This is a genomic window from Sphingomonas sp. BAUL-RG-20F-R05-02, assembly GCF_022662305.1.
Taxonomy (GTDB): Bacteria; Pseudomonadota; Alphaproteobacteria; order Sphingomonadales; family Sphingomonadaceae; genus Sphingomonas.
In genome coordinates this window covers 338155-349937 of the sequence record NZ_JAKNQH010000005.1, presented here as the reverse complement: position 1 = coordinate 349937, position 11783 = coordinate 338155, and the positions used below count along the sequence as shown (strand labels likewise).

10 protein-coding genes are annotated in these 11783 nt (G+C 64.8%); 5 read left to right on the top strand and 5 right to left on the bottom strand.

The window, feature by feature from the left end; translation table 11 throughout:
• Nucleotides 1-10 precede the first annotated feature (10 nt).
• From L8F97_RS13785 to L8F97_RS13775, 3 genes are all read left to right on the top strand, one after another.
• Entirely contained in the window at nucleotides 11-985 is a 975-nt protein-coding gene (locus tag L8F97_RS13785; protein WP_242151057.1) for a type II secretion system F family protein, read from the top strand.
• A gap of 21 nt (nucleotides 986-1006) precedes the next feature.
• Nucleotides 1007-2005, top strand: a complete 999-nt coding sequence (locus L8F97_RS13780; RefSeq protein ID WP_242151054.1) for a type II secretion system F family protein — start codon at nucleotides 1007-1009, stop codon at nucleotides 2003-2005.
• 111 nt (nucleotides 2006-2116) lie between these two features.
• Nucleotides 2117-2833, top strand: a complete 717-nt coding sequence (locus L8F97_RS13775; protein WP_242151050.1) for a hypothetical protein — start codon at nucleotides 2117-2119, stop codon at nucleotides 2831-2833.
• Nucleotides 2834-2947: 114 nt separating this feature from the next.
• Here the strand turns inward: L8F97_RS13775 and ppdK are convergent, their stop codons facing one another.
• From ppdK to L8F97_RS13760, 3 genes are all read right to left on the bottom strand, one after another.
• The gene (gene ppdK / locus L8F97_RS13770; RefSeq protein ID WP_242151048.1) at nucleotides 2948-5650 is read right to left on the bottom strand and encodes a pyruvate, phosphate dikinase; all 2703 of its coding nucleotides are present in this window, start codon (nucleotides 5648-5650) and stop codon (nucleotides 2948-2950) included.
• Between the two features lie 134 nt (nucleotides 5651-5784).
• The gene (gene glyS, locus L8F97_RS13765) at nucleotides 5785-7983 is read right to left on the bottom strand and encodes a glycine--tRNA ligase subunit beta (protein WP_242151045.1); all 2199 of its coding nucleotides are present in this window, start codon (nucleotides 7981-7983) and stop codon (nucleotides 5785-5787) included.
• A gap of 54 nt (nucleotides 7984-8037) precedes the next feature.
• Nucleotides 8038-8904: a glycine--tRNA ligase subunit alpha gene (locus L8F97_RS13760; RefSeq protein ID WP_242151229.1), complete on the bottom strand. Its 867-nt coding sequence runs from the start codon at nucleotides 8902-8904 to the stop codon at nucleotides 8038-8040.
• 220 nt (nucleotides 8905-9124) lie between these two features.
• On the opposite strand from L8F97_RS13760, the gene L8F97_RS13755 reads away from it, so the two are divergent.
• Nucleotides 9125-10015, top strand: a complete 891-nt coding sequence (locus tag L8F97_RS13755; RefSeq protein ID WP_242151042.1) for a TraB/GumN family protein — start codon at nucleotides 9125-9127, stop codon at nucleotides 10013-10015.
• A 12-nt stretch (nucleotides 10016-10027) separates the two neighbouring features.
• Here the strand turns inward: L8F97_RS13755 and L8F97_RS13750 are convergent, their stop codons facing one another.
• Nucleotides 10028-10687, bottom strand: coding sequence for a DUF2490 domain-containing protein (locus L8F97_RS13750; RefSeq protein ID WP_242151040.1), 660 nt, complete (start codon nucleotides 10685-10687; stop codon nucleotides 10028-10030).
• A 76-nt stretch (nucleotides 10688-10763) separates the two neighbouring features.
• A complete protein-coding gene (locus tag L8F97_RS13745) occupies nucleotides 10764-10925 on the bottom strand; it encodes a hypothetical protein (RefSeq protein WP_242151038.1) in 162 nt (53 codons plus the stop codon).
• Between the two features lie 171 nt (nucleotides 10926-11096).
• Here L8F97_RS13745 and L8F97_RS13740 point away from each other — a divergent pair, with 171 nt between their 5' ends.
• On the top strand, nucleotides 11097-11747 hold the full coding sequence (locus L8F97_RS13740) for a 50S ribosomal protein L25/general stress protein Ctc (protein WP_242151035.1): 651 nt from the start codon (nucleotides 11097-11099) through the stop codon (nucleotides 11745-11747).
• Nucleotides 11748-11783 lie beyond the last annotated feature (36 nt).

The following is an 11783-nucleotide window of genomic DNA, read 5'->3' as shown; positions in this document are numbered from 1 at the left end:
TGAAACCGCGATGGATATGATGTCGCTCATTTTTATCAGCATTGGTGCGCTCGGCACGCTGGCGCTGGTGGTGTTCGCGTTCGCCGGCCCCTCGCCTGACCGCGCGCGCGCGCGGCGACTGTCGTCCGTGCGTGAGCGGCATAGCGAATCCGCCTCCGCACTCGCGGCCGTACAGGCTCGCCGTGTTGCCGCATCGCGCGGCAACAAGATGGACGCGGCGGCAATGCGCTTCCTGCCGCGCCCCGCGCTGCTCAAGAAGCGGTTGGCGATGACCGGTAAGCCGTGGACGGTCGGCAAGTACGGCATGGCCACGCTCGGCTGCGCGGTGGTGGTGGCGCTGGTGCTGATGATCCTGCACATGCCGCTGGCGCTGTCGATCCTGCTCGGCGTGGCGATGGGTGCCGGCATTCCGCATATGGCGGTGGGGTTCTTCATCAAACGGCGGATCGGCAAGTTCACCGCCAAGTTCCCGGACGCGATCGAGCTGCTGGTGCGCGGCCTGCGCTCCGGGCTGCCGATCACCGAGACGATCGGCGTGGTGGGACAAGAAGTCGACGGGCCGATCGGCGTGGAGTTTCGCTCGATCACCGACAAGATGCGCATCGGGCGCACGCTGGATGCGGCGCTGCAAGACACCGCAGACCGTCTCGGCACGCCTGAATTCCAGTTCTTCTGCATCACAATCGCGATCCAGCGCGAGACCGGCGGCAACCTTGCCGAGACGCTCTCCAACCTCGCTACGGTGCTGCGCATGCGCGGCCAGATGAAGCTCAAGATCAAGGCGATGTCGTCCGAATCCAAGGCGTCGGCCTATATCGTCGGTTCACTGCCGTTCATCGTGTTCTCGATGATCTGGATGATCAACGCGACATACATGCAGAACTTCTTCGTCGATCAGCGGCTGATGGTGGCTGGCCTCGGCGGCTTGCTGTGGATGGGTATCGGCGCGTTCATCATGGCCAAGATGGTCAATTTCGAAATCTAACCAGAGGCGAGCGGGACGATCATGGGCTCTACAGCCGGACCAAAGATCCTAGGGATCGATGTCTTCGCCGTCGCGACGTTGCTCGCGGCCGTGGCGGCGCTCGCGGTGCTGCTTGCCATCTATGCGGCGACGACCGTCAACGATCCGATGACCAAGCGCGTAAAAGCGTTAAACGATCGCCGCGAACAGCTGAAGGCCGGTATCACCGCCTCCACCAAGCGCCGCGCCAAGCTCGTCACCAAAAACGAGACGACCGATCGGATCAAGGCGTTCCTGACCTCGCTCAGCATGTTGCAAGACAGTCAGGTCAAGGCGGCGCAGATCAAGCTTCTTCAGGCCGGTATCCGGTCAAAGGAATATGCCGTCGCGGTGATCTTCGGCCGGCTGGTGCTGCCGATCATATGCGGCGGGCCTATGCTGTACCTCGTTTACGGCACCGACACGTTCCAGACCTGGTCGCCGTTGAAGGCTTATGGTCTCGTCGCGGGCAGCTTCATCCTGTCGTACAAGGCGCCCGACCTGTTCCTCAACAACAAAATCAAGAAGCGTTCGGACGCGATCCGTAAGGGCTTGCCCGATGCGCTCGATCTGCTGGTGATCTGTGCCGAGGCGGGACTCACCGTCGACGCCGCGTTTGGGCGAGTAGCGCGCGAACTCGGCAAGGCCTACCCCGAATTGGGTGACGAGTTCACGCTGACCGCCATCGAGCTCGGTTTCTTGGCCGAGCGGCGCCAGGCCTTCGAAAACCTCGCATCGCGCGTGAAGCTCGATGCGGTGAAGGGCGTGGTTACGACGATGATTCAGACGGAAAAATACGGCACACCGCTCGCTTCGGCGCTGCGCGTGCTGTCCGCCGAGTTCCGTAACGAACGCATGATGCGCGCGGAAGAAAAGGCGGCGCGACTGCCCGCGATCATGACCATTCCGCTGATCCTGTTTATCCTGCCGACCTTGTTCGTGGTGATTTTGGGCCCTGCGGCGTGTTCGATCTCGGACGCGTTCATCCACGGAGGACACTGACGAGTCCCGAAGCGGCGCAGATTTCGGGGCACGCCGACGGCAGCGCGGGCTTGATACCCTTGGATGCCGCCGTCACAGGAATGGTAATCATTCCGTTAAGGGTTCGCGTATATGTTGTTCACTTCGCCGTTGCAATTGCTCGTTCTTTGCGCGGTGGCGGTGGTGGCCTGGTTGCTCGGGTTCGCGACCAATCCCAACACGGTCAATGACGGCGAAGGTATGCGCAAGCTGATGCGCGACTTCGCGACGTTCCGCGCACAATCGCAAAGCCGGCTGAACACGCTCGCACGACACGCTGCGACGCTGGAGGCAACGCATCAGGCGATGGTGGACCGCCTCGCTGAAGCAGAGACTCGCATCGCGACGTTCAGGGCTGCCACGCCTGCACCTGCTGCCCCTTCGGTCGCAACCGCGGAGCCGGCGATGCGCGACGGCGACAGCGCTGCGTCTGCGCTGGATGGCGATCCGAGCGATCCCATCATCCCGCCGCTCACGCCCGGCGAAACGGCTGCACCGCCGCCGATCGCCGAAGCCTTCCCGGAGCTTGCAAGCGGCGTCGGTACGATCGAAACGCCTTTCGTGACGGAGCAGGACGCGCTGACACGGATCGACGGCATTGATGCCGCGCTCGCGATGCGCCTTTCCGAACTCGGCATCGCGCGTTTCGCGGATATCGAGCACTTGTCCGATCAGGACGAAATGGCACTCGAACTCAGGCTCGCGTTACCGGCTGGATATATCACGGGCCGGCAATGGCGGCAGCAAGCCGCGGCGTTGCGCGTGGATGATCTAGGCGACGGGGCAGACCGCCCCCGCACACCCCGCTGAACACCGCCAAGGCGATCACAGCGGCCGCACCGTGCGGTCATCAAATCTCCGAGACAGGCAGCCGGTCTCGTTCACGAATGACGCGGGCGAGCCGACTACCGGCCCGCCCGTCTCTCACCCCTTAGCCGCAAGCGCCGCCTGCGCCGCCGCCAGCCGCGCGATCGGCACGCGATATGGCGAGGCGCTGACGTAATCGAGCCCGGTTCGCTCGCAGAAGGCGATCGATGCCGGGTCGCCGCCATGCTCGCCGCATATGCCAAGTTTGATGCCGGGTCGGCTCGCCCGACCGCGTTCGGCCGCCAGCTCGATCAATTGCCCGACGCCTTCGACATCAAGGCTGACGAACGGGTCCTTGGCGTAGATGCCTTGCTCGACATAGGTGTTGAGGAAGCGGGCCGCGTCGTCCCGCGACACGCCAAGAGTCGTTTGGGTCAGATCGTTGGTGCCAAACGAGAAGAACTCACCGACCTCCGCGATCTCGCCCGCCATCAGCGCGGCGCGTGGCAGTTCGATCATCGTGCCGACAAGATACTCGATCGTGCGGCCCTTGTCGGCAAAGACCGCCTGCGCGGCCTTGTCGACCACGATCTTCATCAGTTCCAGCTCGCGGCGCGTACCGACCAGCGGGATCATTACCTCGGGGATCGGCGCTGCCCCCGACTTCTCGGCAACCTCGATCGCCGCCTCGAAGATGGCGCGCGCCTGCATCTCGTAGATCTCGGGATAGGTCACGCCGAGCCGGCAACCGCGATGACCAAGCATCGGGTTGAACTCGTGCAACTCGGCCGCGCGGCGCTTGAGCGTGTCGATGTCGATGCCAGCGGCCGATGCCACCTCGGCAAACTCAGCCTCCTGATGCGGCAGGAACTCGTGCAGCGGCGGATCGAGCAATCGGATCGTTACCGGCAGGCCCGCCATCACCTCGAACAACTGCACGAAGTCGCTGCGCTGTTCCGGCAGCAGCTTCTCCAGCGCCGATCGCCTGCCCGCCTCGTTCTCGGCGAGGATCATCTGACGGACATTGGTGATGCGCTCGGCATCGAAGAACATATGTTCGGTACGGCAGAGACCGATGCCCTCCGCGCCGAATTCGCGCGCGACCCTGGCGTCGAGCGGCGTCTCGGCGTTGGCGCGCACCTTGAGACGGCGGACTTCGTCTGCCCACCCCATCAGCGTGCCGAAATCGCCCGACAGTTCGGGTTGCACCGTCGGCACCGCGCCCGCCATCACCTCGCCGGTGGTGCCGTCGATCGTGACGATCTCGCCCTCCGCGATCTCGCGGCCGCCGATCCGCATCACGCGCGCCTTGGCGTCGATCGCGATCGAGCCGGCACCCGACACGCATGGCCGCCCCATGCCGCGCGCCACCACTGCCGCGTGGCTGGTCATGCCCCCGCGCGCGGTGAGGATGCCTTTGGCGGCGTGCATGCCGTGGATGTCCTCTGGCGACGTTTCGACGCGGATTAGGATCACGCTGTCACCCGCCGCCGCGCGCTTCTCGGCGGTGTCGCTGTCGAACACCGCTGCGCCGGAGGCGGCGCCCGGCGAGGCGGGCAGCCCCTTGGTCAGCACGTCGCGCGTCGCCTTGGGGTCAAGCGTCGGGTGGAGCAACTGGTCGAGCGCCTGCGGCTCGACGCGCGCGATCGCTTCCTCGCGGGTGATGAGGCCTTCCTCCGCCATCTCGACCGCGATCTTCAGCGCGGCCTTGGCGGTGCGCTTGCCCGAGCGGGTCTGGAGCATCCACAGCTTGCCCTGCTGCACGGTGAATTCGATGTCCTGCATGTCGCGGTAATGCGTTTCGAGCAGGTCGAACACCTTGGCGAGTTCGGTGAAGGTCTCCGGCATCGCCTCCTCCATCGATGCGGGCTTGGCGCCGGCCGCATCCTTGGCGGCCTTGGTCAGATATTGCGGGGTGCGGATGCCGGCGACAACATCCTCGCCCTGCGCGTTGATGAGGAATTCGCCGTAATAGGCGCGGTCACCCTTGGCGGGATCACGCGTGAAGGCGACGCCGGTCGCCGAGGTTTCGCCCATGTTGCCGAACACCATCGCCTGGATGTTGACGGCGGTGCCCCAGGCGGCGGGGATGTCGTTCAACCGGCGATAGACCTTGGCGCGCTCCGACTGCCACGATCCGAACACCGCGCCGACCGCACCCCATAACTGGTCATGCACATCCTGCGGGAATGGCTTGCCCCATTGCTGTTCGACCAGCGCCTTATATTCGGCGACCAGCTTGCGCAGATCTTGCGTTGTCAGGTCGGTGTCGAGGAAATAGCCGTTGTCCTCCTTGGCGATCTCCAGCGCTTCCTCGAACCCACCGTGATCGAGTTCAAGCACCACGTCCGAATACATCTGGATGAAGCGACGATAGCTGTCCCACGCGAAGCGCGCGTCTCCGGAGGTGGCGGCAAGCCCCTCGACGGTCGCGTCATTGAGACCGAGGTTGAGCACGGTATCCATCATGCCGGGCATCGACGCCCGCGCGCCCGAGCGGACCGACACCAGCAACGGGTCGCCAGCATCCCCGAACATCTTGCCCGTCACGCCCTCGATATGCGCGATGCCGGCGGCCACCTCGTCGCGCAGCGACGGCGGGAACTGGCCGCCCTCGTCGTAATAGCGGGTGCACATTTCGGTCGAGATGGTGAAGCCCGGCGGCACCGGCAGGCCGATCGACGCCATCTCGGCAAGGTTCGCGCCTTTACCGCCAAGCAGGTTGCGATCCCCCTTGCCGCCATCCGAAACACCGCCACCGAAGCGGTAGACATAGCGCTGGTCGGTCGCAGTCGATGCTTCGGCCAAGGTGCTCGCCATGTCGTCTTCTCCGTGGATGTTGTTTTCCGGTTTGTGCAACGCAACACGGCTTTGTTCAAGCCGCGAGCGGGACGGCGGTCGGCCAGTGGGTTGCGCTCGCCGAGAGGTTTGTCGGAGTAATCGCCGGCTGCCGATCAGCCCTCGATCCGGGAGAAATCCGCCACGCCGTGCACCGCCGTACGCACCCGCGCGAGCAGCGCCAGCCGTGCGGTACGTTTGGCGGGATCGGGATCGTTGACGATCACGCTTTCGAAAAACGCGTCGATCGGCGCACGCAGCGTGGCGAGCGCGGCCATTGCCGCCTCGAAATCCTCGTGCGCGACGGCATCGTCGGCGGCTGGCTCGGCCGCGTCGAGCGCGGCGATGAGCGCGGCCTCGGCCGCCTCGGGCGTATAATCGCTCACCGCATCGGAACCGGTGAACCCCTCCTTCTTGAGGATGTTCGCCGCACGCTTGTACCCGGCGAGCAGGTTGGCGCCATCCTCAGTGCCGACGAACGCCTGCAACGCATGGACACGCGCGAGCAGGCGGACGAGATCGTCCTCGCCACCAAGCGCGAACACCGCGTCGATCAGGTCGTGGCGGACTCCGGCTTCGCGTTGCTGGACTTTGAGGCGGTCGGCGAAGAACTCGATCGGTGGTGAGGGATGTAGTCCTGCCGCGCGCAACCCCGCGTAGCTTCGTGCATTTGCCGCGACCGGGAAGCGGATCAGTTCTTCGCCGTTCGCCATCAGCCGCTGCACGTCGCCGGAGACATCAAGATACATCGGTGTACTTGGCGAGGATATACTTGCCGCAGCCAGATACGCCTCGACATGCAAATCCACCGCCTTAGTCAGCCATACACCGAGGCTGCCGCGCAAGCCGTTGGCGACGATCAGACGGATGACCCCCAATGCCGCGCGCCGAAGCGCGAACGGGTCTTTCGATCCAGTCGGCAGTTCCTCGATCAAGAAAAACCCACGTAGAGTATCCAGCTTGTCCGCCAGCGACACCGCCACAGTAACCGGCGCAGTCGGCACGTCATCGCCCTGCCCGACCGGCTTGTAATGATCGCGGATCGCCTCGGCTACTGCCGGCGGCTCGCCCTGCGCGGCGGCGTAATAGCCGCCCATCAGGCCCTGCAGTTCGGGAAACTCGCCGACCATGCCGGTGACGAGATCGGCCTTGCACAGTTCCGCCGCGCGCCGCGCGAGCGCCGGGTCGCAGCCCGGAACGATGCCTTCGCTCGCCAGCCATTCCGCCAGCTTCGCCACGCGCTCCACCTTGTCGGCAACCGTACCGAGCTTTTCGTGAAACACGATGCGGTCGAGCTTAGCCGCCTGATCCGCCAGCGGCACCTTCAAGTCGGTCTCGTAGAAGAACTTTGCGTCGGACAACCGCGCAGCGAGCACCTTCTGGTTGCCCTCGACGATCTTCTCGCCGCCGTCGACCGCATCGATATTGGCGGTGCAGACAAACGCGTTCGCCAAATTGCCGGACATATCGCGGCACACAAAATATTTCTGGTTCACCCGCGCGGTAAGCTGGATCACCTCGGGCGGCACGGCGAGGAAGGTTTCGTCGAAGCGGCCGAGCAACGGCACCGGCCATTCGGTCAGCCCGGCGTTCTCGGTCAGCAGCCCCTCGTCGCGGACCAGTTCGAGGCCGGCCTTACGCGCCGCCATCGTCGCGCCAAGCGCGATGATCTGGCGGCGTTCGTCCTGATCGACGATGACGTGGCAGGCGTGCAGCTTCTCGACGTAATCGCTTGCCGAGCCGATCGTGATGACGCCGGGATGGTGGAAGCGATGGCCGACCGTCTGAGCGCCCGACGTGACGCCGGCGATCTCGCATGGCACGATGTCTTCGTCGAACAGCGCCACGATGCCTTGCAGCGGCCGCACCCAGCGGATTGACTCGGTGGAAAGCGACGCCGCACCCCAGCGCATCGCCTTGGGCCAGGGGAAGGCGCGGATCACGGCGGGGATCGCCTCGGCCAGCACCTCGGCGGTGGCGCGACCGGTGCGTTCGACGACGGCGAAGAACACGCCGTCACGCTCGACGAGCTGCTCGCGGGTCAGTCCGGTCTTGCGCAGGAATCCTTCCAGCGCCTGCGGGGGTGCGCTGGTCTTCGGCCCCTTCGTCACCTCGGAGACGGCGGCGGTCGCCACCGGCAGGTCGCGCGCGATCAGCGCGAGCCGGCGCGGCGTTGCGAAAGTGACGATCGCATCGGTATGCAGCCCGGACTTCGCCAGTTCCGCCGCGAACAACCGCGCGAGATCATCCCGCGCCTTGTCCTGCATACGCGCCGGGATCTCTTCCGAGCGGAGTTCTAGGAGGAAATCAGCCACGGTGCATCGCCTTGATAATCGTCACGTCAGCAAACGGCGGAACCATCGCCGCCATCACGCCGTCCACCCCGGGAAGCGCGCCTGCCAGCCTTCCGCGTTCTTTTCCATGTACGCCGCGCACGCGCCCTTCGCGAGATCGCGGACCCGGCCCATATACGCCTGCCGTTCCGCCACCGAGATCACGCCGCGCGCCTGCAACAGGTTGAAGACGTGGCTTGCCTTGATCGCCTGTTCATAGGCCGGGATCGGCAGCTTCGCCTCCAGGCAGTTCTCGCACTCGGCGGTCGCCTTGCGGAACAGGTCGAACAGCCGCTCGGTATCGGCGATCTCGAAGTTCCACTTCGACATCTCCCGCTCGTTCTCGAGGAACACGTCGCCGTAGCTGACGCCCGCGTCGTTGAAGGCGAGATCGTACACGCTGTCCTTGTTCTGAAGGTACAGCGCGAGCCGCTCCAGCCCATAGGTCAGCTCGCCGGCGACCGGCTTGCAGTCATAGCCGCCCATCTGCTGGAAGTAGGTGAACTGCGTCACCTCCATGCCGTCGCACCACACTTCCCAGCCGAGCCCCCACGCGCCGAGCGTCGGGCTTTCCCAGTCATCCTCGACGAAGCGGATGTCGTGGCGCGTGAAATCGATGCCAATCGCCGCGAGGCTGCCGAGATACAGCTCCTGCAAGTTCGAAGGGCTCGGTTTCAGGATCACCTGATACTGGTAATAATGCTGGAGCCGGTTGGGGTTCTCGCCATAGCGGCCATCGGTCGGGCGGCGGCATGGCTGGACGAAGGCGGCGTTCCACGGATCGGGGCCGAGCGCGCGCAGCGTCGTCGCCGGGTGAAAGGTGCCCGCGCCCATTTCCATATCATACGGTTGCAGGATCAGGCAGCCGTGCGCGCTCCAGTAATCGTGGAGCGTCAGGATCATGCGCTGGAAACTCAGCGGCGCGGCAGCGGCTTGCGTGGGCGTCTCGGCAGACGGGTGGCTTGCGGCCAAGGAAATACCCTCTCGGTGATGATGGCCGGCTTTGGCGTATGGCTTTACGAGGGTCAACAGCGCGCTTGGGCCAGCCGGGAACGATTAAGGTAGCGCAAACGCCTGCTTTCTATCATCGGCCCGACAGATGGATTTGAGCGGGACTCACACGATGCGCTTTCTGAAGACCTTGCTGGCGGCGACGATCATCCTGGCGACGCCGGCTTGCGCGCAGCCCGCGCCTGTCGCGGCGAAGGATGTCGATCCCGCCTTGTGGGTGGTGAAGGACAAGGACACCACCATCTACCTGTTCGGCACGATCCACGCGCTGAAACCGGGGCTGAGCTGGTTCGACGAGGCGGTGAAGAAAGCGTTCGACGCGAGCGACAGCCTTGTCCTCGAAATCCCGATGCCCTCGCCCGAGGAAGCGCAGAAGGTGATGCTGCCGCTCGCACTTTCTCCGACCGGGCCGACGCTGACCGAGAAGATCCCGGCGGACAAGCGCACGGAGTATGCCGCCGGCCTCGCCAAGCTCGGCCAGAAGCCGGATGCCTTCGACCGCTTCGAACCGTGGTTCGCAGGCGCGACGATCGGCCAGCTCGAAATGCAGAAGACCGGCTTCGGCCGCGACGACGGCGTCGAGATACAGCTTGATGCAGCCGCCAAGGCAGCCGGCAAGCCGGTCACCGGGCTGGAGACGCTGGGCCAGCAGCTCAACTATTTCCATGATCTGCCCCAGGCCGCACAGGTTTCATTCCTGATGTCGGGAGTCGAGGATATCGAAAAGTTCCCGTCGGAAATGAATAAGATGGTCGATCTTTGGGGTAAAGGCGATGCCGATGGCCTCGGGCGGATGATGAACGAGGATCTCAGCAAGCAGCCCGCGCTCCGGCAAGTCCTGCTATGGGATCGCAACGCGCGATGGGCGGACTGGATCGCCAAGCGGATGGAGCAGCCCGGCACGGTGTTCATCGCGGTGGGCGCGGGGCACCTTGCCGGCGATCACAGCGTGCAGACGCTGCTGGCAAGGAAGCACCTGACGGTGACGCGGATCCGGTACTGAACTGCGGCTCCGTCAGAACCGATAGGTCAGCACCAGCGGGATCGCGTGATTCACCAGCGTATCGTTGGCGCGGTAGACCCGCTGGTTGAGGTAGCCGACCTCGAAATCGAGCGTGCGCGCCACCGGCACCGTCACACCGGCGAAGCTGCGCAGCTGGTCGAGCGTATGGCGCTGCCCGGGCGTCCGGTTGAGCGCGAGGAACGGCTCGCTCCATAACACCAGCCCGACCGACTTGACGCCACCGGTTGCATAAACCGCGCGCAATTGCTGGCGGAACCGCCAGTTCGTACCAGGCAGATTGCTCAGGAAGCGCTGTTCGAGCCGGCTACGCGTGGCAAACCGCACGCTACCGACCGAACCGATCGCCCAGTTGAGCTGTTCGACCGCCTGATCCTCGGCAGTGTTCGGCGCGCCCGGCACGAAATTGGCGAAATGCACCCACCCCGCCCAAGCGGTTAGCGATCGACCCAGCGTATGGCCGATCTGCAACCGCGATTCGAACTGCGACTGGCGCTCTTCGCCGCCGGCGCGGCCGACTACCTCGCCGGAACCGACCCAGCCGTCGCCCAGCGGTTTCACCACCACAAGATCCGGCCACGGCTGCACCGATTGCGCGTGGGCGGGAACGGCAGCGGCTACGAGAGCGGCGATCGACAGAAGCTTGAACATCATTGCGGGGCGCTTTGGCGGCTGCCGCCGCACCTCGCAACGATCAAAGGATTGCCGAACTGTTGCTGGCGATCGAAACTCAGCCCTGCGCCCCGGCGGCGACCGGCTGACGCGCCGCGATCAAACCGGTCAACACCCGAACCCGCTCGCGTTCCGCCGTCCAGTCAGCGGAAGGGCGCGCCTGCATCTGGTCGAGCAGCAGTCGCAGTTCCTTGTTCCATTGGACAACGTGGTCGGACATCTCACTCTCCTCTTGTGTTATGCCGACGATGTAGGAAGCGGTGCGCATCATTTCGAGCAGCGTCGCACCTTGCCCTTTTCGCTCGCTTCGGCTATGCGCGCCGGCTTCCGGTCAGGGTCATCCCTGGAGGCCTGACCGGACTTTGATCCAAACGTATTTCGGAGACATGCAATGAGCGAACAACTGACGCTCGCAGCCGAGACGCGCGATAAGGTTGGCAAGGGAGCCTCCCGTTCGCTACGTCGCGCAGGCCGCGTACCCGCCGTCGTCTATGGTAACAACCAGGAGCCGCTGGCGATCCACGTCGAGGAAAAGGCGCTGATGCGTCTCCTCATGACGGGCCACTTCATGAACTCGCAGGTCATGATCGACGCCGGTGGCGAGAGCGTCCGCACGCTCCCCAAGGATGTCGCGTTCGACGCGGTCACGGAGCGTCCGGTTCACGTCGACTTCCTGCGCATCGGCGCACACACCACGGTTCACGTCAGCGTGCCGGTCGTGTTCACCGATGAGGACGAGGCTCCCGGCATCAAGACCGGCAAGGGTGTGCTCAACATCGTCAAGCACGAGATCGAGCTGGTCTGCGACGCAGCGGCGATCCCGGACGACATCACCATCTCGCTGGCTGGCCGCGAGATCGGCGACTCGATCCACATCTCGAACGTAGACCTGCCGCAGGGCGTGACCGCGGCGATCACCGACCGCGACTTCACCATCGCGACGATCGTCCCGCCGACCGTGCCGACCGTCGCCGACGACGCGGCCGACGCCGCCGTCGCGGAGGCGCAGGCCGCCGACGCAGCCCCGGAGAGCGAGGCGTAAGCCTTTCCCGATCGGGCATGATTTGGGCAGGGAAGC